The organism is Paracidovorax citrulli, assembly GCF_900100305.1.
Classification (GTDB): Bacteria; Pseudomonadota; Gammaproteobacteria; order Burkholderiales; family Burkholderiaceae_C; genus Paracidovorax; species Paracidovorax citrulli.
Window position 1 is genome coordinate 70,499 of sequence record NZ_FNEY01000007.1, and the last position, 20,790, is coordinate 91,288.

Consider the following 20,790-nt stretch of genomic DNA (forward strand, 5'->3'; position numbering starts at 1 on the left):
ACGCCACTCTTTTCAGATGCCGGCGTGGTCCCGCATGCAACCTTACTAATCATGACAATTATTTACACTTAGAGAGGCCCCCCATGACCGCCATCGGCGCTGCTGAAAACAGACTATCTGCCCCCGCATCCCGGGAACCGGCCACACCGGCCACGGAATGCGCCCCCAGCGTCGAAAGGCAAGGTGCGAAACTGCAAAGGCACGCAGGCCTGACGCCCCACGGCGCGACCGGGGCCGCGGCGATCTACACCACCGCCAACATGGCTCCGCGGTCGGCAAAAGGGGTGTTCGCCAGGTTGCAGAACCAGTGGAAGGCTGGCGAAACCGCAGTCCATTCCAGCCTGGGGCCGATCGCCCGGGATTCGCAGTCCCAGCACCCGGTCAATCGGCTGAACCAGATCAGTGCCCCGCGATTCGACGGCGGCGCCTCGGTGCCCCTGCCCCATGCCACCAGCGCAGGGCTGACGGAAGCCGTGCAGCAGGCGATCGGGGAACTGCAGGCGGCGGCGGGCCAGCCCGCCGGGAGCGGAAATCCGTTCGAGACCACCGATATGGCGGGAAAGGCAGCAAACTGGGCTCGGCATGCATTGTTCACACTGGCGATGGGCAAGGGCCCGGCGAACGTACCGGCAGAGGCGCTCGCAATGCTCTACCGGCATCAGGGTTTCCAGACGCGTGGCGAGCCCGGCGAAGGCAAGCCCCCTGTCGTCCTGGACCACCTCAGAAACGTCGCCAATGCGGAAAAAGCCGGTGCCGTCATCCACATTGCTCGCCAGGCGAAGCTTGCCGACGGAGAGATCGTGGACTTGCAAGGACCCCTGCAGCAATTGGCCACTGCGAAGGAGGCTGCCGGCAAGCAGGCGATGGACAGCGCGAATGCAGCGAATGCGGAGACGGTCAAGCGGCTGCTCGACAGCGTGGCGCCCGCCCTGCGCCCCCGACTGCAGGCTGCATGCGACATCCTGATCGCGGAGCTGAACCATGGCCACGCAGTGCCCGACACGCTCGCCGTAGAGCTGTTGGCCGATACCGCGCGCCTCACCTTTGCGCAGGACCCGGAGGGTTTGGTGGCAGCCATGGAAGGCCTGTCCAGCAGCCACCCGGCCAGGCTGATCGGCATGGTGGGCGAGGCCTTCCAGCCATCGGCGCTGAAACGCCACGCTCCGCCCGCGACGCCTGCGCTGCAGCTTGCCTGCGCGGTGGCCAGGGCGCCGGGAGGCCATCGCATGCTGGCCAGGATGACATGCCCTCCGGCCTCGGCAGCACAGCAGACGGCGTTGCAGGTCGCCATGGAGGCCATGGTGGAATTGCAGGCCAGCCGGAGCAGGCCCGCCGGTACCACGATGTCCGGGATCGAGTGGCTGCGGGCTGCTGTCTCGCACGCGGAACGCGCAGTCGATCCGGAAGGCAGCCCTGCTGTTCCGGACAGCCAGGCACGACAACAACTCGTGGCGTTCCGCGGAGTACAGAACGGCTTCCTGACCAACGAGCCGGGCTCAAGCTACGACCGGGTACGCCAGCGCCTGCAGAAATTCGGCGACGGCGCGCTGGACCAGACCTCCCGGCGCAACGCGCGCGCAGCCTCCGGACCCTCCGGGCGCTTCCAGAACTGGATGTCCGGCGGCCTTCCCAAGGCCATGGCCCGCAGCTCCTCCGGCATGGAAGGGCTCCTGCCCTCGGCACTGCCCGCCCTCTCGTCGTGGCTGCCCGGCACCCGGCCCACGATGTGGCGCAAATCAGTGATGCGCAATATGACCACGGCCGCCAGCAGTAACGGCATGCTGCCCAGCCGTGGCGAGGCGGTCGAGGCGCTGCACCGCTCGGCTGCCGATATTCGCGCCCACCTGCAGGCCCGTGCAGACGCCCACCTGTCTGCGCCCGAGAAGCTGATGCTCGCGCTCCTGGAGCAACTGGGATTGGGCTCGGGACCGGATGCGCCGCCACCTCCGCAGCGCACGCTCAAGCATCTGGACAAGGAATTCTTCCAGCAAGTGGAGGCCCGCCTGGACAAGGAAGGGCTGGCCGGACTTCCCGCCGGCCTCCACACGGACTGGCTCGCGCTGCGGGACACCCATCCCAACGCAGGGCACCTGCTGCGCCTGCTGTGCGAGCACGTCGATTTGCGGAGTCTGGCGAGCGGTACCGCACCTTCCCCGATGGCTTCCACCCAGACCGCGCGCGGACTGCGCACGGACACCATCGCCCACGCAGCCATCGCATCCTTCGCCGACATCGCCGCGTCGGCACGGTCGGCCGCTGGCGAGGGATCCACCGAGGCCGAAGCGCTGTCGCGCCTCATGCAGGCCACGGCATCGGCCCTGGCGGCAGTGACGCCGCCGGCCGCCTTGCGGGCGCTGCGCATCGAAACATTCGAGGCCGTGGAGCGCCAGGTCACCCTCGACTGGCTGGCCGTCCTGCCCGAAGGAAAGCGGCCGTCCTGGGAGGAGGCTCGCGAGCAGGTCATGGATGCCTGGCCCGACGCGGTACAGGTTGCCTGGGCCGCGATGAAGAATTCGGGGGTCGACGCGGGCCGGCTGATGCGGACCCTCGCTGATGCTGCAGTCTCCGCGGCGTGGCCCCTGCCGCGCACCGAAGCCGGCCCCGGTCCTGGCTCCGGCACCGCGCCAGCCCGGGCGGTGGCCGATGCAGTGGCCCGGGCAGCGCCCGCACTGCAGTTGCTGCAGGACGATGTGCATGTGAACCGCTTCGAAATGGCCGTGTCCGATATGGTGACACTGTTCAATGATCTGCGCGGCCCTGCCGATGCGGCCGAGGTCATGAAATCCCTGGCGCAGCGCATCAGCCTCGGCGAACAGATCAAAAGTGGCGATGCCCGGACGGCACGGCTGGACCTGGGCAAGGCCGTTTCCTTATCCACGAACGCGCCGGAACTGCTCGCCCCGATGCTGGGCCTGGGGCTGGGCCGCGAGCACGCCATGGACCTGAGCATGGTGGGAGCTGCGATACAGGTCCAGATCAGCACGGCGGATTCCAAGAGCGCCGACATCGGGCTCAAGGTGGGCTTGCGGGGTGGCCTCGGGCACGCGGACCACGAATTCAACGTTGGCAATGGCTCGGCGGGCATCGCGCTGCGGTTCGATTTGCGACTGGCAGCAGGCGGCAGCACCTCCACGACCCAGGGCGTGAGCCTGCGCATGCAGCGAACGGCCGCCCACGAAGACACCCTGCGGCGCCATTTCGCGGATGTGCTCGTTGACCTCGCGCGGGCTGGCAACGCGCCCCCGGACAATGGCGCCGAGACGGATGTGCTGGCGTCCCTGCTGGAACACCATCCCGCCCTGGTCGTGACCGAGGTGACCAGCACCAGACACAGCCGCACATCCTCGGTGGGCGCAGGCGCCAGCGCCACGGCACGCTTCCGCGGAGGCGAGGAACAATCGGCCGACGTACGCAAGGCGACCCGGCGCGCCGTCGGGGCGGGAATACACGCGGGCATCGGAGCCAGCGGCCAGCGCTCGCGCTCCGTCCGGACTGAAAGCCGCTCGGGGCTCAATGTGGAGGAATATCAGCTATACGCACAGCACCGCGTCAATGCGCAGGCGGGCGCGGGCGCCTCCATGGGGCTCGTGCCTGCCTCCCTGCACGACCCGCGGAAAGCCGCACAGGTCCGCGGGATCGCCGTGGGTGTCCAAAAACAACTCGCCTACAGTGGGGTCGGAACCACCTTGCGCATGACGACGCGCAACGGCGAAACCTGGGCCGACCAGACCCAGATGATCCGGCAGTTTGAAAGCCTGGACGACTTCCTCGCGGAACTCGAGCCACGGCAGCACGAGTTCGTGGCGGCGATGGCAGCCCGCGACAGCCGGCCCGGCGCGGAAGACGCCGAAAAGACCGGCCGCGCCTGGCTGCGATTGCAGGACACCCTGGAGCAGGCAGCAGCAGCCAGGGCACCGGGCATGACATTCTCGGTCGTGTGCAAGCTGCGCCCCGAAGCCGCCGAAGCCTATGACAAGCTGCAGGGCCTGATCCAGAACGCCGTCGAGGCGAACGACGAGGACAGGGCGGACAGCTACCGCGGCAAGATGCAGATGCTGCTGGACAGCCAGGATGCCTGGGTCGCCAACAATCTGCAATTCAAGTCGAAAGCCAAGGAAGAAACATCGCAGAGCGCCATGCTCGGCGTGCTGCAAACCAAGGCATCCGGCCAGACCACCCGGCTGCACGAATTCCTGCCGGCGGGCGCTCAGCAGGTGGGCCGCACACCGCAACAGCACGCCGCGGTTCCCCGCGACCACTCGGGGCGGTGGACACCCCGGCTTTCGCCAGACGACCTCGCGTTCACGCCGGACACGACGCGGTAGCCGGTCCATGAACCCGGGGCCGGCACGGCGGGCCCTGCCCGGTACAGCGTCTCCTGCCGCGGACCCCTGCCGAAAAGCCCGCCGTGAATGGCCCGGGGCACCTCCCGCGCCGCCTCGCGCAGGAGGCGCGGCAAGCGGAAGGGAAAAAGAAGCGAACAGCCGCGGATTCCCCCCGTTTCACCGGTATTCAGCCAACCCCATGCGCCGATAATGGGCGATCCGCCATGAACCTCGTCGCGCTGAACATCGACACGATCCCTCTCGGGCACCCGCTGCCCTTCGTGCTCCGGGGCGCCAGCGGGGTGCTGCTCGCGCAGCGGGGCTACGTCATCCGCAACCGCGAAGAGCTGGACCTGATGGTGGCACGCGGCCTGAATCTGTGCGTGGACACCGACGAGTCGGGCGAAAGCCACCGCGCCTACCTCGCCCAGTTGCAGAAAATGCTGCTCACGGATACGTCGCTGGGCCAGATCGCGGCGATGAAGATCTCCGCGGGCGCGTCGGCCTCGCGGGAGAAGGCGAACGCAGGCAATGGGCCGCCGGACTGGCCCGAACTGCAGTTGCGCGCCACCCAGCTGCTGCGCTCGCCCCCGCCGGCGGCGGAATTCGGCGAACGCTTCGATGCGCTGCACGGCGAACTCGCCCGCCACTGCGCGGCCACGCCGGACGCGACCCTGCTCGCGCTCATCTACCTGTCGGGCCAGGAAATGCAGCAATACAGCGGCACCCATGCCATGCTGGTGGCCTGCGTGTGCATGATCGCGGCCGCGGAGCACCTGCGCTGGCCGGAGCCCAAGGTCCTGCAACTGGGCCGCGCGGCGCTGTCGATGAACATCGCCATGACCACGCTGCAGGACCAGCTCGCCGTCCAGACCCAGCCGCTGACCGCCGCGCAGCTCGCCGACATCGAAAACCATGCCGCGCGCTCCGAGGCCCTGCTGCGGCAACTCGGCGTGGGCGATCCGGTCTGGCTGGAGGCGGTGCGTACCCACCACCATCGCGCTCCCGGTCCGCTGTCGGCCAAGAGCGAGGCCCAGCAGATGGCCCGCCTGATCCAGCGGGCCGACGTCTTCGGCGCGCGCCTGGCGCCGCGTGCCTCGCGGGCGCCCATGCCCGTCACGGCCGCCATGCAGGCCACCTACTACGACGAGGCCCACCAGGTCGATGAAGCGGGCTCGGCCCTCGTGAAAGCCCTGGGCGTCTATCCGCCCGGCGCCTTCGTGCGCCTGGCCAGCCAGGAAGTCGCCGTCGTGCTGCGCCGCGGCGCCAGCGCCACCACGCCGCGCGTGGCCGTCGTGCTCAACCGCAGCGGCATGCCGACGGGCGAGCCGATTCCGCGGGACACGGCCCAGCCGGCCTGGAAGATCACGGGCGCCGTGGCACTGCGCGACGTGCGGGTACAGCTGCCGCTCGCGCGCCTTCTCGCGCTCGTTTGAGCAAAGCCCCGCTTGCCCCGCGGGCGGCTCTGGACTACCGTCGCGGTCGGCCACGCCCGGCCACCAGGACGTTGAACTCGGGAGAACCACCATGCCCCGCCTGACCGCCCCGCTGATCCTCGCACTCGCGGCATCCTCCGCAGTGCTGCCCGCAGCCTCGCAATCCACGCCCGCCGCCCCGGCAGATCCCGCGAAACCGGCCCCGGCATGCCCCGCCACACTGCGCCACACCATGCCCCGCCTGCAGGACGAAGCACCCCAGGATCTGTGCCAATACAGGGGCCAGGTGCTGCTGGTAGTCAACACCGCCAGTTACTGCGGATTCACCGGGCAATACGAGGGACTGGAGGCGCTGCACGCCCGTTACAAGACGCAAGGTTTCGCAGTGCTGGGCTTTCCGTCGAACGATTTCGCCCAGGAAACCGGCAGCAATGCGCAAATCGCTGACTTCTGCAGCAACACTTTCGGCGTGCGCTTTCCCATGTTCGCCAAGAGCAGCGTCAAGGGCGGCGGCGCCTCGCCGTTCTATCGCGAACTCGCTGCACAAGCGGGAGAGGCGCCGCGCTGGAACTTCCACAAGTACCTGCTCGACAGGAAAGGCAGGGTGGTGGCGAGCTTCGGCAGTTCCGTCGCCCCGGACGACCCAAAAATCGTCCGCGCGGTCGAGCAGCAGCTGAAGCTTTTTCGCTAAATTGCAACGTTTTTCGGTGTCATATTCCGAACAACGGAAAGCTTACATTTTTTGATGTTTTTGGAGCCTCGAACGCTGGAACTTTGCCGGATTGGCACTAATCTATCGCCCGTGGACAAGTTAACTACGCTTGTCCTCCATGTTGAGTTTTCCAGTTTCTCGTTGCGAAGCCTTTCGGACCTGTCCGACTGAAATCCTGAAGCGCTTCTCCTCCCTCCCTCTCTAATTCGTTTCGGGACGCTTCGCAACTTTTTTTATTCCGGCCACAAAAAAGCGCGCATCCGCAAGGTGCGCGCTTTTGGCTTTTGGGGGCAGCATGCCGGCTGTGCTGCACGCCTCCCCAGGTGCTGGCGGTCCCGGGTTTCAGCGGGGCCGGGTCTCCGCGAAGCTGGGCCGCTGCATGAGCTTGTCGAGCAGGCGCGCCAGGTTCGGATGCTCGGTGCGCCATGCGATTTCCGGAAACCGGAACTCCAGCCAGCCCAGGGCGCAACCCACCGCCACGTCGGACAGGCTCAGGTGGATGCCGCTGCAATAGGGCTTCTCTCCTAGTCCCTGGGACATCGCCTTGAGTCCGGCATGCACCTTGCCGAGCTGGCGGTCGATCCAGGCCTGGCTGCGCTCCCCGTCGCGGCGGTCCTTCCACGTGGCCTCCAGCCGGGCCAGCACGCCGGCATCCATCACGCCGTCGGCCAATGCCTCCCAGGTCTTGACCTCCGCGCGCTCGCGGCCCTGGGTGGGGATGAGCCTGCCCACGGGCGACAGCGTGTCCAGGTATTCGACGATGACACGCGAGTCGAACACCGCCTCGCCCCCCTCCATGACGAGGCAGGGCACCTTGCCGAGCGGGTTGGACGTGGCGATCGTGGTGTCGTCGGCCCAGACGTTTTCCTCGATGAAGCGGTAGTCCAGCTTCTTCTCGGCCATCACGATGCGCACCTTGCGCACATAGGGACTGGCGGAGGATCCGATGAGTTTCATGGTGTGGTTCCGGGCGCGGGCAGGACAGAAGAGAACGAACGGGCGGCCGCCGATTCTAGGGGGCCGGGCGCACTCGCGCTGCATCCGGCGGGACCCGGGTGCGGCGCCCGCGCCACGGTCGGCACCTACAATCCCGGCCCATGAGCCTGTCCACCATCAACGCCCTCTCTCCGCTCGACGGCCGCTACGCCGCCAAACTGTCCGCCCTGCGCCCCATCATGAGCGAGCACGGCTACATGCACCGCCGCGTGCAGGTGGAGGTGGCGTGGTTCATCGCGCTGTCGGACGCAGGCTTCGAGCAGTTCAAGCCCCTGACCACCGGCGCGCGCGCCTACCTGCTGAGCCTGGTGAAGAATTTCTCCGAGGCCGACTCGCAGGCCATCAAGGACATCGAGAAGACCACCAACCACGACGTGAAGGCGGTCGAATACTGGATCAAGTCCAAGTTCGAGGCCCGCCCGGAGCTCGAGCGCGCCGCCGAGTTCGTGCATTTCGCCTGCACCAGCGAAGACATCAACAACACCAGCCACGCGCTGCAGCTGCGCTCCGGACGCGACCAGGTCATCCTGCCCGGCCTGGACCGCATCGTCCTGAAACTGCGCGAAATGGCGCACGCCTACGCCGAAGTCCCCATGCTGAGCCGCACCCACGGCCAGACCGCCAGCCCCACCACCGTGGGCAAGGAACTGGCCAACGTCGTCGTGCGCCTGCAGGCCGCGTGCGACCGCATCGCCGGCGTGAAGATGCTGGGCAAGATGAACGGCGCCGTGGGCAACTACAACGCCCACCTCTCGGCCTGGCCCGACTTCGACTGGGAGGCCTTCAGCAAGAAGGTCGTCGAAACCCCCGAGCCGCTGGGCCTGGGCCTCACCTTCCAGCCCTATTCCATCCAGATCGAGCCGCACGACTACATGGCCGAGCTGTTCGACGCCATCGCCCGCGCCAACACCATCCTGGTCGATCTGTCGCGCGACATCTGGGGCTACGTCAGCCTGGGCTACTTCAAGCAGCGCCTGAAGGCCGGCGAGATCGGCTCCAGCACCATGCCGCACAAGGTCAACCCCATCGACTTCGAGAACGCCGAAGGCAACCTGGGCCTGGCCAACGCACTGCTGCGCCACCTGTCCGAGAAGCTGCCCGTCAGCCGCTGGCAGCGCGACCTCACCGACAGCACCGTGCTGCGCAACATCGGCGTGGCCATGGGCTATGCCGCACTCGCCTACACCTCGCTCATGACCGGCCTGAACAAGCTGGAGCTGAACGAGGAAGCCCTGGCCGCCGACCTGGACGCCAGCTGGGAAGTCCTGGCCGAGCCCATCCAGACCGTCATGCGCCGCTACGGCGTGCAGGGCGCCTACGAGAAGCTCAAGGAAGTCACGCGCGGCAAGACCGTGACGGCCGAGGCGCTGCACGCGCTGATCGCCGGCCTGGAAATCCCCCAGGCCGACAAGGACCGCCTGCTGGCCATGACGCCGGGCAGCTACGTCGGCAAGGCCGCCGAACTCGCCCGCCGCGTCTGAGCATGGCCATCAAGTCCACCATCTTCAAGGCGAACCTCGCGATCGCCGACATCGACCACGGCTACTACGCCGACCACGCCCTGACCCTGGCGCGCCACCCCAGCGAGACCGACGAGCGCATGATGGTCCGGCTGGCGGCGCTGGCGCTCAACGCCTGGCAACTGCAGGCCATGTGCCAGGGCGACGGCACGCTGGCCTTCGGCGCCGGCCTCTCGGACCCGGACGACCCGGACGTGTCCATCACCGACTTCACGGGCCGCAAGCGCCTGTGGATCGAAGTCGGCCAGCCCGAGGACAAGCCGCTGGCCAAGGCCTCCTCCAAGGCCGATGCGGTACTGGTCTATTGCTTTCACCACGCGGCCGAGGTCTGGTGGAAGGGCATCGAAGGCAAGCTCACGCGCCAGGACAAGCTGCAGGTCTGGCGCCTGCCCACCGAGGCGTCGCAACAATTGGCGTCCCTGGCCGAGCGCAGCATGCAGCTGCAGGCCACGGTGCAGGAAGGCGGCCTCACGCTGAGCAGCGGCCTGGGCAGCGTGCACCTGGAGCCCATCCGCTGGAAGTGAGCACGGGCTCCGCGTCCCCTCGTGGCCCCCGCGGCGTTCAGCCCCCTCGGCCGCGGGCATGAACGCCCCGCAGCTCCAGCACTGCTCGAAACCGCCTTCGACCCATTCGCCGCATCCGGGGCAATGCCAGCGCCGCTGCGGCAGGTCCGCCAGGGCCTGCAGCAGGCGCCGGGCCTGCGGTGCATGCTCCTCGTGCTCCAGCCAGATTTCCGGCAGGCACTGGTCCGGCGGCAACTGCCCCGCCGTCGCCAGAAGATGCTGGCGCTGCACCGTGGCGGGCATGCCGCCCTCGCTCAGCAGGTCGGCCCAGAGCGTGGCGATGGCGATGTTCGGGGCCTGGGTCAAGCGCAGCATGCAGCCATGCTTAGGGGGTTCCATGGCGCCTGTCACGCGCCACCGCCACGGGCTCCGGCCCCGGACGCGCGGCCTGCGGTGCCGGCGGCCCCTCTGCCGCCCGCTCCGCATAGCGGTTGAACCGCCAGGCCGTGTTCTCGATGGTGATGCGCCGCCACACGGCGCGCTTTTCGGCCGGCCCCATCGCCAGCCAGTGCTGCACCTCGGCGAAGCTGCGGCCGCATCCCTTGCAATGGTCGTCGCCCTGGCTGGTCGAGCAGATGGCGATGCAGGGCGTGTCGGGCGTGGTTTCGTACCACGCCAGCCACGCCGCCATGGCGTCGGCGGGCACCGAGGACTCCTCCACCTCGTCCACCCGCGCATAGACCATGCGGGCATACACCTCCGCGAGCGCCTGGAGCTCGGGCGCCAGCGCCAGTCCCGCGCCCGCCGGCGCACGGGCGCGCCAGTGGTTGATCGCGGATTCGATATCGGTGATGTGCAGGGCGGCCATGGACACGCGGGAAAAAAGGCGGCCGATCTTACCTGCGCCGCCACTGGGCCGCGCCGGCACAGCACCATGGACCCGCAGGCTCTCCGGGTTAGCCCCAGCGCTCATGAAAACATAGCAATCCGATGAATGCGGGCGGCCATGTCCGGCGCATTTCTCTCGAATCGCGCAGGCGCCGGAACGCACTTCCGCCTTGCCGCGCCGCGCAGGGCTGTGTTCCAATGCGGGCTTCGAGGGGGAGTAGCTCCCGGTCCCGGCGCGAAGGCATGTCCCGAGCCGCCGGCACTGTCGGTCATGTCGTCAGTACGAAGCCGCGAGGCTTCCGGCATTTCCGGGTTCTGGCGCAGCCGCACGGCCCGCCGGCCGAGCAAGACCTTTGAAAGGCCCGCCCGTGGGCCGTTCAAGGCCATGCCCTCCCCGCATGGGCGCCCGTTCCGCGGCGCGCATGCCTCCAGCTTCCTTGACGGTCCCCGGGCGGGCCTGAACGTCTGTGGATCGCCGGTCCCGCCCCGTGCGGCCGCGCGGCCAATCGCCAAATGACAACGAGGAATCTATGGAATTTTTGACATCGCCCGAGTTCTGGGTCGCGCTGGGGCAGATCATCATCATCGACATCCTGCTGGGTGGCGACAACGCAGTGGTGATCGCCCTGGCCTGCCGCAAGCTGCCGCCCGCGCAGCGCACCAAGGGCATCATCTGGGGCACCGCCGGCGCCATCATCCTGCGCGTCATCCTGATCGCCTTCGCGATGACGCTGCTGAACCTGCCGTTCCTCAAGTTCGTCGGCGCCATCCTGCTGGTCTGGATCGGCATCAAGCTGCTGGCCCCCGACGAGGAAGGCCACGGCGACGTGGCCGGCAGCGACAAGCTGTTCGCCGCCATCAAGACCATCATCGTCGCCGACCTGGTGATGAGCGTGGACAACGTGATCGCCATCGCCGGCGCCGCCCAGAACGCGGGCGACCACTCGCTGCTGCTCGTGGTGCTCGGCCTGCTGATCTCGATCCCGATCATCGTCTGGGGCAGCCAGCTGGTCATCAAGCTCATGGAGCGCTTCCCGTTCATCATCGTGGCCGGCGGCATGCTGCTCGGCTGGATCGCCGGTGGCATGCTGGTCACCGACCCGGCCTTCGTCAACCCCGACCGCTGGACATGGGTGCCCAAGCTGGGTACCGTCGATGAGAAGGGCATGGCCGTGATCTCCGACAGCCTGTACTGGGCGGCGCACGTTGTCGGCGCGCTGCTCGTGTTGATCGTGGGCAAGGCCATCGCCTCGCGCCGCACGGCGGCCGTCCCGCACGGCTGATGCCCGGGCCCGGTGAACTCCGGGCCCGCCAGCGACTCGACCCTTCATCGACCAACCCGACAGGAGAGCCTTCATGGACAAAGTCATCGTGTACGTGGACGATGCAGCCTACGCGCAGCAGATCCTCGCCCCCCTGGCCGCCCGCGCCCATGCGCCCGGCACCCACTGGGTGGTCGTGGCCTGCGCTCCGCGCATGACCCACCGCATCAGCAAGTGGGTCAGCCACAGCGCCCGCGAGAACTGGCGCGCCAAGTGGGCCGACAAGCTGTTCGCCCAGGTCCTGCCCTGGCTGCAGGCCGGCGGCTCCACCATCACCACGGTGCTGGCCAAGGGCCCGCTGCCGGACCTGGCGGCCGAACTGCAGGCGGAGCACGGCAACGCGCAGATCGTCGATGCGCGCCGCCCCAAGCAGGACGCCCAAGCGCCGCAACCCGCCGCCGCGCCGGCCGCCCAGCCCCTGGTGGTGCGCAAGCCCCTGCCCCAGCGCTGGTCCCTTCCGGGCACGCTGGCCAGCCTGGGAGCGCTGTTCCTGCTGTTCGCCGAGCAGCCCTGAGCCCCGGCGGGCGCCGGGGGCGCCCTGCCTGCCTGCATGCATGCGCAACGTGAGGAAAGCACCCCGGGTGCTATCCTCCTGCGCCATGAAACTCCTCCTGAAATGGCTGCTTAGCGCCGCCGCGCTGCTGTGCGTGACCTACCTCTACGGCGGCGTCGAGGTGCGCAGCTTCGGCTCCGCCATGGTCGCGGCCTTCGTCATCGGGTTGTTCAACGTGGTGCTGCGGCCCGTGCTCGTGGTGCTCACCCTGCCGGTGACCATCGTGACGCTGGGCCTCTTCCTGTTCGTCATCAACGCGCTGATGTTCTGGGCGGCGGCGTCCGTGCTGGGCGACAGCTTCCAGGTGCACGGTTTCGGCGCGGCGCTCATCGGCTCGCTCATCTACACCGTGCTGGGCATGCTCATCGAATCAGCGCTCGGCGGCCTGTTCCTTAAGAAGTGATTCGGTCGCGCGCAGGCGCGTCTCGATGATCGAGGCCTCGATGTACTCCGCGGCATCCCCGCCGCGGCTCCCCGTCTTGCGCGCCATGTCCTGGCCGGCCTTGAAGCGGTCCACCGCCGCCGCATAGTCGTACCGCGCCACATGCGCCTCCGCCTCCGCGCGGACGGCCCGCAGCGGCTGGCCCTGCTGCTGCCACACCGCGGCGAGCAGATACCACACCGACGCATCGCGCGGATGGTTCGTCACCCAGGTCTGCAGGGTGCCAGCCATGGGCGCCGCCCGGGTCTGCCGCAGCAGTGCCTGGGTGCGCAGGATCATCTCCGGCCGCCCCGCCCCGCCGGACGCCGACGCGGCTGCCCCCCGGCCCGGGCTGGTCACGGATTCCAGCGTCAGCGCCGTGCCCGTCGAGGCCGGTGGCGCCGCTTCCCTGGCGCCTTCCGCGGGAATGAGCGCCAGTTGCTCCAGCGCCGCGTCCGCCTGCCCTCCGGCCAGTTCGATTTCCGCGCCCAGCAGATGGGCCTGGCGCATGCCAGCGGCATCGCCCCGCGCGGCCTCCAGCAGCGACCGCTGCGCGGCCCGCGCCGCCGCCATGTCCTGCAGCTGCAGCGCACTCAGCGAGGCCGCATACCAGGCACCCACCCGCCGCGGCAGCGGCTGCGCGCCGAACCCGCCCGCCTGCGGCTCGTTCACCCACTGCCGCCAGACATCGATACCGGGCCGGGACAGCACCCGCGCCCGGGCGGCCATCATGGCGTGCTCCAGCGTCGGGCCGGGCGCGGGCGACTGGGCCACGGCCGGGGGGATGCGCGCATGCAGGTCCGCGATCCGCTGCGTGGTGAGCGGATGGCTGCGCAGATAGGGCCAGCTGCCGTTGTCGTTGATGCGGTTGGCCTGCTGCAGCTTGTCGAACATCGACACGAAACCCTGCGGCGCGAAGCCCGCCGGGGCCATCAGTCCATAGCCGACGCGATCGGCCTCCCGCTCCATGTCGCGCGAGAAATTGAGCTGGTTCTGCGCGGCCAGTGCCTGCCCGCCCACCAGCATGGCCTGCCCCGCGCTCGGGTTCTTCGTGGCAGCCAGCATGCCCAGCACCATCGCCCCCAGCATGAGCGGCCCCTGCCGGTTCTGCTGCGTGATCAGCCGGGAAATGTGCCGCTGCGTGACGTGGCTCAACTCGTGCGCCATCACCGATGCCAGCTCGTCGCGCGTGGACACCACGCCGATCAGGCCCAGGTGCATCCCGAAATACCCCCCCGGCAGGGCGAAGGCGTTCACCGTCCGGTCCCGCCCCAGCAGGATCTCCCAGGCGAAACGCTCGTCCAGCTCGGGCGGCAGTTCGCCCCGCTCCCGCGCCGCCGTCACCAGCGGCAGGAAGATGCCCAGCACGTACTCGTTGAGCACCGCATCGTCGATGTAATCCGGATCGCGGTAGAGCTCGCGGATGATCCGGTCGCCCAGGCGCCGCTCCTGGCTGGTCGTCATGTCGGAGCCGTCGCCGAGGGTGGGCAGGGCGCCCTGGGCGCGGGCGGGCAGGGGCAGGACGCACTGCGATACGGCGATGGCCCAGGCCACCGCCGAGCGGCGCAGGACAGCAGCCGCCGGAAAACCTTGCGATGCGGGTGTAGAACCCATGGGAGCAACCCTCCTCGTGACAACCCCCTGGCGGGGCCTTTTGGATGCGCGCATGGACCGTATGATGCCCCGGCGCGCCGAAGGTGCCACCCTGTTACCTATTCCCGCAAGGGCCTCTTCCGATGACCAACCGTTCGCCCCACCTCACACATTTCGACGCTGGCGGCCAGGCCCACATGGTGGATGTGGGCGACAAGCCCAATACCCGGCGCATTGCCGTCGCAGGCGGGCACATCGCCATGCAACCGGCCACCCTGGCGCTCGTCGCCTCGGGCACGGCCGGCAAGGGTGACGTACTGGGCATTGCCCGCATCGCCGGCATTCAGGCCGCGAAGAAGACCAGCGACCTGATTCCGCTGTGCCACCCCCTCGCGCTCACGCGGGTGGCGGTGGATTTTCAGCTCGATGCCGATGCCTCATGCGTGCGCTGCACCGCGACCGTGGAAACCGTCGGGCCTACCGGGGTGGAAATGGAAGCACTGACGGCGGTGCAGGTGGCGTTGCTCACCATCTACGACATGTGCAAGGCTGTGGATCGGGGGATGGTGATGGAGGAGGTGCGGGTTGTGGAGAAGCACGGGGGGAAAAGTGGCAGTTTTTTATCAAATCAACGGTGATATTATTGAGGCCTTTTGATAATTTTCGGCGCGCCTATTTTTCAAAATTCACCCGAGGCCGCATATCTTTGCAGGCTTTTATTAGACACTCAAATCACCTATATGCATTTAAATTGCTTTAATAGGTAAATTAAAAATTCACGTAAAAAACTCATCACTACGACACGCTCGCTAAAAAATCAAAATGGATCCAAATCCAAATAACCTAAAGGCTGACCTGTTTGTGCATTTAAAAATACTGTCCACGTAAGATTTTTTCTTCCCTGGATAGGCAAATATTTGATTTCTTCAACATCCATCTCATCTCGCACTGCGGCATCAAACATCTCCTCCCTTCTATCCGGAAATCGATTGAGAAGCTGTTTCATTGATTTTGCTTCTTTCAAAATCTGCGGCAGCCCTTGCGCGTAGGAAATCCATAGTTGTGTCTGAGCTGAAACGGCAACTCCATCCAGTGCCTGCATGGTGAAGTTAAAACGTTCGAGGCTACTCAATGGGCGCAATGCAAGCCACGTGATTCCCACCTTCGGTATCGCAACTATATCCTTGGGGGCTAGCGAAATTAATTCCTCAGGAATATCATTAGCGTGTATTACCCTGAAACGATCGTATTCAAAGACCACATGTATGGGGCGCGCTTCGTATGCAGAGAACATTCCATATGCAAGTGCGCAAACCTGAAGGCATGCAACGACAGAAAAATCCAATAATTTTTCTTTTCTACTTTTCTTAGGGTTGAAGAAAACGAAAGTAAGCAATGGCCCCGATACTACATCCACAGCGACCAGCAACAAAAATAATCCAGCCCCTCCGGAAATAAAAACATAAGGAAAAGGATAGAAAAATATAACCGTGACAGCAGATATTAAACCCCCTATCACGATCGAAATCATCAAGTGAACAAAAAAAGCTCGGATTTTTGAAATATATAACCTCATAAATCAATTTTCACCATTTTGAAAACATATTTTTTCTACATTCAATCCCGCGGAAATTTGGACTGATATGGCAAGTTTCTCGTAGCTACCTATATCATAAAAAGATTGAAAAGCAGCCAATGCACGACAAGCAGATTTTTGTTGTCCGGATTTAAAAAGGCTCAACACTCGTCGTCTGTGTGTAGCTCTGCTGGGATAACGCCAAGAAGTATAGATAGCCTCTTTGACGCTCGCATCTGTTTCCGGTCCTGTGTGTGTAAGGGCATTGAATAACGCATATACATCTTGGCCAAATCCGAATATTTCTTGCGGTGGATTAATTATTTCTTCTTTTCGAAATTTGTGCTCATCAGCCAACGCCATGCGCATCGGCTCTTCGTATGACAATTGAATTTTTATCAAAGCAAAACCAGATGCAGCAAGCAGCATCAATAGAGCCAGCAATGCACCACGAGGAAATTCCAAACTTCTGGATCCCAATGCGCTGGAAATAAATCCAATCAATATTCCTAAAGGAATCAAAAAATAGGCATATTCATATGGGAACTCCAGCATTGAATGCAAAACCAATGGGGCCAGCACAGCCAGCGGATAAAGCACATCTGGTCGAAAGCCTTTTTTTAAGCTCCAAAACCACTTAACGCTCATCGCCAGCAAAAGTATGGCCGATGGAATTCCAAACCATAAAGCCACATCAAAGAAAATATTATGTGCAGATGCAGTCGCAGTTGCCCCAAAAAAGGGGGCAATAGTGTCTTGTGCGCGCCCAACTTGGAGCCATCCATATCCGCTCCAAGGCTGCTGCAACAAAGCCTCACCAAGTTGACGCCATAATATAAGTCTCGAGGAACTATTGAAATCGGCAGCATCCCTGCTTGCTGCGACACCCATAAATATTGCGAAGCTAGGCCAGAGGAAACGGGCACAGAACCACAGCCCGACTATCAACGCAAAATAGAGCCACGGAGTTCTATTTTTATTGGAATATGCTAGCTCAGCAGTCCAGATAGCAAAAACCAAAATGACTGCAAGGAATCCAGTTCGAGATTCAGAACCGAGCACCCCAAAGCAAAGGAACAGGGTGCCACATATAAAGGTGCACTTTTTAAGCTTTCCGGCAAAAAGCAAATAACCAAGCGATGCAATACCCATTACCAACAAAGTGGCGTAATGATTCGGTTGCGCAAAATTCGCGTAGGCCCGACCATCAGACTCAACCATCCAGATCAGCAATGGTAAGCGCAACCATTGAAACGTTCCGATAATTCCGCTAACAATGGCTCCTGCAGTCACTGCCCATAGGAATGCTGTCAATTTTATATTCGATATTTCTTCAGAATGATCGCGATATTCAGAAAGACTTTTTTTCGCAGCATCGCTTCCTACGACTCCAGAAAAAATCCATATCCCAACATACAACAAACCGTAATCAAAATCCGAATTGAAAAGTAAAACTCCATTTAATCTTTGAAATACCAACACAGCCGTTATCAAAATGGCAGGGGCTAAAATTGCATAGGGGAGAGAAATTTTTCTTTTTTTTATCAAAACATCAAGAGCTAAAAAAAAAGCCCCAACTGCCGAAATGATCTCGCCATGAAATGAAAGCCACGGCTCATAGTGATTAGGGGCTAACCATCCATTAATCAAAAGAAAGAAGCCGGCAAGTGATACTATGGACATGGCAATAAAAAAAACCTCCCCAAGGGGAGGTTTTCTATGGTTAACAATCTGACTTAAATCACGACTTGCAGGAGCCAGGAAGGAATTTGTTGATACTAGAGGAAGCCTGTTGGGTGCCTGCAGCATCTCCGCCGCCACAGGTCCATTCAGAAATTTGCTTGCCTTGATCTTTACTAGCGGCATTGACCACGATAGCAGTGCCGGAGATTTTAGGGATCATCACAACATATTTACCATCGATATTAGCATCGTTGAAGTTACGAGCCTTTGCAGAAATCACGCCGTTGTCAGTAGTTTCGATAGAGGCAACATACTTGGTAGGGCCGGATGCAACATTTCCACCAACGTTGGCTTCACAGCCCCAACCATTGGCCGCACCGACCTTGTCGGATGCCATGCTTTGAACCTGCTCGGTAATAGTGGTACGACACTGCGACGCAGCCAAGACCACTTCCGACATCTTCGCCTTTTTCGTGTAATCCTGATAAGCCGGCAGTGCCACGGCAGCCAAAATACCAATGATCGCCACGACGATCATCAGTTCGATCAAGGTGAAACCTTGCTGAACAGTACGCTTCATAAATCTCTCCCGGAGGAACAGTTGGAATGTCAACCTGCGGAAGGATTTCGCAGGCTGTCTCCTTCAAAGCAGGTTGCATGCCAACAAGGCCTGGTCCTTCGCCCCTTCGGCAATGCCTTCGCGTGAGGTCCGGGTGACAATTTCGTCACCCATCTCTGTCAGCAACCGTTGCAGGCACTACGAAACGTACCTGCCCATCCATCACCGCTGCCGGAACTCCATCTCCGTCCCCGCCAGGCCCAGGCGGTCGCCGTCCTTGAGCAGCACCGGCTCGGCAGTCAGCGGCTGGCCGTTGAGGCGCGGAGGCTCGGCGCCTTCCACATGGGCCAGGACGAAGCCGTGGTGGCGCTTGGTGATGGAAGCGACGGCCACGCCGGGCTTGCCGATGGTGGTGACGACCTTGACCAGGTCCACCTCGCGGCCGGCCGCCGCGCCGGACATGACGCGGATGGCGGCGTTCAGCGGCACGCTGGGCGGGGCCGGGGACGGCAGCGGGGCGGGGCGCGATGCGGGCGCGCGCGGGGGCAGCATGCCGGGGGTGAAGACCATGGTCTTCTCGTAGTTCTCGCCCGCGCCGTCGCCCAGGAAGCGGATCTTGTACTTGCCCACCTCGACCAGGTCGCCGTTGCGCAGCGGCTGGCGCTTGACGGGCTGGCCGTTCACATAGGTGCCGTTGGTGCTGCCGATGTCTTCGATCTCCACCGCGTCGCCGGCCATGTGGAGCACGGCATGCTCGCCGCTGACGGCCAGGTTGTCGATGACGATGTCGTTGTAGGGGCGGCGCCCCAGCGTCGTACGCTCCTTGGTGAGCGCCACTTCCTTGATGACCACTCCGTCGATCGACACGATCATTTTGGGCATGAACCGTTCCTCGTCTGTCTGTCTGTCTGGGCTAGCTGGTGGGTGACTGCGCTGGTGTCCGGTCCACGCCGCACGGGTGGCGGCGAACCGGGTTATCCATCGGTACGTAGCAACAATCGTGACACCAGGCCGCGCTTCTTCTCGCCGGCTCCGGCCCGCACCAGCAGGACGCTGATATTGTCGCGTCCGCCGCGCTCGTTGGCGGCTTCGATCATGCGCGCGGCCCGCTCGGCCAGCGGTTCGGAGGAGGCGGCCAGGGCCCGCAGTTCCTCGTCGTCGAGCATGTCCGTGAGCCCGTCGGAGCACAGGATGAAGAGGTCGTCGGGCTGCACCTGGAATTCATTGACTTCCAGTGCCGCCGTGGATTCGACGCCCATCGCCCGGGTCACGAGGTTGCGGAACCCCGACAGCGCGGCCTCCTCGGGCGTCAGCAGCCCGGCGTCGATCTGCTCCTGCAGCCAGGAATGGTCCCGGGTGATCTGCTGCAGGTCGCCGTCGCGCAGGCGGTAGCAGCGCGAGTCGCCGATGTGCCCGAGCACGAGCCGGTCGTCCCGGAAGGCGGCCACCACGACGGTGGTGCCCATGCCGGCGTATTGCGCATTGGAATGCGATGCGTCGTAGATGGCACGGTTGGCGGAATCCACGCAGGTTTCCATGGCCTGCCGCAGGTCCGCAAGGGAGGCATCGCACCCGGCGCCGGCCAGCCATTCGGCCAGGCCCTGGCGGATCAGTTCGGTGGCCATGCGGCTGGCGACCTCGCCCGCGTTGTAGCCGCCCATGCCGTCGGCCAGCACGGCCACCTGGCCGGCCACATCGACCGTCACGGCGTCTTCGTTGTTGGAGCGGACGCGCCCCTGGTCGGTGAGGGCGCAGAACTCGTACGCCAGCGGGGACGATGCACTCATGCCCGGACCGCCTCCGGGACGGGCAGCAGAGCGCGCGCACGCCCCTGGCGACTGGAGCGCAGCGGCGCCGGCGTCATCCCTTGCGTTGCGGACATATGCATTTCCCCATATCTTTTCCCTATGTACTCCGTGCCGCATCATAGACGAGGCACCGGGGCCGGGAGCGGGCCGGGTCACCCGCCGCGGGCCGGGGTCAGGCGGTGGCGCCGCGCTGGGAACGCAGTTGCATGAACTTGCCCACGCCGACCACGAAGGCCGCGCCCAGGGCGGCGGCGACGTAATGGAGCGACGGGTGCGCTTCGGCGAAGTCGTGCAGCGAAGCGTCGCTGGCGATGGTTTCGCCGCCCACCCAGCCGATCAGGCCCGCGCCCAGCAGCACGATGACGGGGAAGCGCTCCATCAGCTTGATCATGAGGGTGCTGCCGAAGATCACGAGCGGGATGCTGATGGCCAGGCCCAGGATGAGCAGGACCATGTTGCCATGGGCCGCTGCCGCCACGGCGATGACGTTGTCCAGGCTCATCACCAGGTCGGCGATGAGGATGGTGCGCACGGCCGCCATGAGGCCCGCGTTGGCGCCGCTGGATTCCTCCTCGTCGTCGCCGTCGGTCATGAGCTGCAGGCCGATCCACAGCAGCAGGCAGCCACCGATGATCTGCAGGAAGGACAGCTCGAGCAGCTTGGCGGCCACCACGGTGAGCGCGATCCGCAGCACCACGGCGGCGCCGGAACCCCAGAAAATGGCCTGCTTCTGCTGGTGGGGAGGCAGCGAGCGGGCTGCCAGGGCGATGACGACGGCGTTGTCGCCCGAGAGGATGATGTTGATCCAGACGATCTTCACCAGGCCGATCCAGAAATCGGCGGAATGCAGGAATTCCATTGCGTGTGCTCCACTGTTATGAATGCAAGAAGCGCC

Annotated in this window: 18 protein-coding genes and 1 pseudogene; 9 read left to right on the plus strand and 10 right to left on the minus strand. The window is 64.4% G+C overall.

What is annotated here, in order from left to right; all coding sequences use genetic code 11:
- Positions 1-83 precede the first annotated feature (83 nt).
- From BLR99_RS06820 to BLR99_RS06830, 3 genes are all read left to right on the plus strand, one after another.
- Positions 84-4,325 (plus strand): hypothetical protein, encoded by a 4,242-nt coding sequence (locus BLR99_RS06820; protein WP_048857454.1) that lies wholly within the window; start codon positions 84-86, stop codon positions 4,323-4,325.
- A 224-nt stretch (positions 4,326-4,549) separates the two neighbouring features.
- Entirely contained in the window at positions 4,550-5,761 is a 1,212-nt protein-coding gene (locus BLR99_RS06825) for an HD-GYP domain-containing protein (protein ID WP_048857453.1), read from the plus strand.
- Between the two features lie 91 nt (positions 5,762-5,852).
- Entirely contained in the window at positions 5,853-6,452 is a 600-nt protein-coding gene (locus tag BLR99_RS06830; protein WP_017438867.1) for a glutathione peroxidase, read from the plus strand.
- A 363-nt stretch (positions 6,453-6,815) separates the two neighbouring features.
- Here BLR99_RS06830 and BLR99_RS06835 read toward each other — a convergent pair whose 3' ends face one another.
- Entirely contained in the window at positions 6,816-7,430 is a 615-nt protein-coding gene (locus BLR99_RS06835; RefSeq protein WP_017438868.1) for a glutathione S-transferase family protein, read from the minus strand.
- A gap of 140 nt (positions 7,431-7,570) precedes the next feature.
- On the opposite strand from BLR99_RS06835, the gene purB reads away from it, so the two are divergent.
- Entirely contained in the window at positions 7,571-8,950 is a 1,380-nt protein-coding gene (purB, locus tag BLR99_RS06840) for an adenylosuccinate lyase (protein WP_017438869.1), read from the plus strand.
- Between the two features lie 2 nt (positions 8,951-8,952).
- Entirely contained in the window at positions 8,953-9,513 is a 561-nt protein-coding gene (locus BLR99_RS06845; RefSeq protein ID WP_013596949.1) for a YaeQ family protein, read from the plus strand.
- Between the two features lie 54 nt (positions 9,514-9,567).
- On the opposite strand, the pseudogene BLR99_RS23400 reads toward BLR99_RS06845, so the two are convergent.
- A pseudogene (locus BLR99_RS23400) lies at positions 9,568-9,867 on the minus strand (DUF2007 domain-containing protein); the annotation flags it as partial.
- Positions 9,868-9,877: 10 nt separating this feature from the next.
- Entirely contained in the window at positions 9,878-10,360 is a 483-nt protein-coding gene (locus tag BLR99_RS06855) for a DUF3717 domain-containing protein (protein WP_048857452.1), read from the minus strand.
- Positions 10,361-10,910: 550 nt separating this feature from the next.
- On the opposite strand from BLR99_RS06855, the gene BLR99_RS06860 reads away from it, so the two are divergent.
- From BLR99_RS06860 to BLR99_RS06870, 3 genes are all read left to right on the plus strand, one after another.
- Positions 10,911-11,663, plus strand: a complete 753-nt coding sequence (locus BLR99_RS06860) for a TerC family protein (RefSeq protein WP_011797674.1) — start codon at positions 10,911-10,913, stop codon at positions 11,661-11,663.
- Positions 11,664-11,736: 73 nt separating this feature from the next.
- Positions 11,737-12,216, plus strand: coding sequence for a hypothetical protein (locus BLR99_RS06865; RefSeq protein ID WP_048857451.1), 480 nt, complete (start codon positions 11,737-11,739; stop codon positions 12,214-12,216).
- Positions 12,217-12,301: 85 nt separating this feature from the next.
- Entirely contained in the window at positions 12,302-12,658 is a 357-nt protein-coding gene (locus BLR99_RS06870; RefSeq protein WP_013596954.1) for a phage holin family protein, read from the plus strand.
- Here the strand turns inward: BLR99_RS06870 and BLR99_RS06875 are convergent.
- Positions 12,626-14,290: a M48 family metalloprotease gene (locus BLR99_RS06875; RefSeq protein ID WP_074686942.1), complete on the minus strand. Its 1,665-nt coding sequence runs from the start codon at positions 14,288-14,290 to the stop codon at positions 12,626-12,628. The genes BLR99_RS06870 and BLR99_RS06875 overlap by 33 nt on opposite strands.
- Positions 14,291-14,412: 122 nt before the next feature.
- Here BLR99_RS06875 and moaC point away from each other — a divergent pair, with 122 nt between their 5' ends.
- Positions 14,413-14,907, plus strand: coding sequence for a cyclic pyranopterin monophosphate synthase MoaC (moaC, locus tag BLR99_RS06880; protein WP_017438736.1), 495 nt, complete (start codon positions 14,413-14,415; stop codon positions 14,905-14,907).
- 179 nt (positions 14,908-15,086) lie between these two features.
- Here moaC and BLR99_RS22480 read toward each other — a convergent pair whose 3' ends face one another.
- The 6 genes from BLR99_RS22480 to BLR99_RS06910 form a co-directional block, all read right to left on the minus strand.
- Positions 15,087-15,845, minus strand: coding sequence for a hypothetical protein (locus BLR99_RS22480; RefSeq protein WP_074686944.1), 759 nt, complete (start codon positions 15,843-15,845; stop codon positions 15,087-15,089).
- Positions 15,846-15,848: 3 nt separating this feature from the next.
- Positions 15,849-17,654 carry an O-antigen ligase family protein gene (locus BLR99_RS22485; RefSeq protein ID WP_139160143.1) on the minus strand — a complete coding sequence of 602 codons (1,806 nt, stop codon included), beginning with the start codon at positions 17,652-17,654 and terminating at the stop codon, positions 15,849-15,851.
- Positions 17,587-18,108, minus strand: coding sequence for a pilin (locus tag BLR99_RS06895; protein WP_074686948.1), 522 nt, complete (start codon positions 18,106-18,108; stop codon positions 17,587-17,589). Before BLR99_RS06895 ends, BLR99_RS22485 begins: the two co-directional genes overlap by 68 nt.
- A 201-nt stretch (positions 18,109-18,309) precedes the next feature.
- Positions 18,310-18,969, minus strand: a complete 660-nt coding sequence (locus BLR99_RS06900; protein WP_011797681.1) for an FHA domain-containing protein — start codon at positions 18,967-18,969, stop codon at positions 18,310-18,312.
- A 92-nt stretch (positions 18,970-19,061) separates the two neighbouring features.
- Entirely contained in the window at positions 19,062-19,874 is an 813-nt protein-coding gene (locus tag BLR99_RS06905) for a Stp1/IreP family PP2C-type Ser/Thr phosphatase (protein WP_061855835.1), read from the minus strand.
- A gap of 193 nt (positions 19,875-20,067) precedes the next feature.
- Entirely contained in the window at positions 20,068-20,754 is a 687-nt protein-coding gene (locus tag BLR99_RS06910; RefSeq protein ID WP_017438596.1) for a TerC family protein, read from the minus strand.
- Between the last annotated feature and the right edge of the window lie 36 nt (positions 20,755-20,790).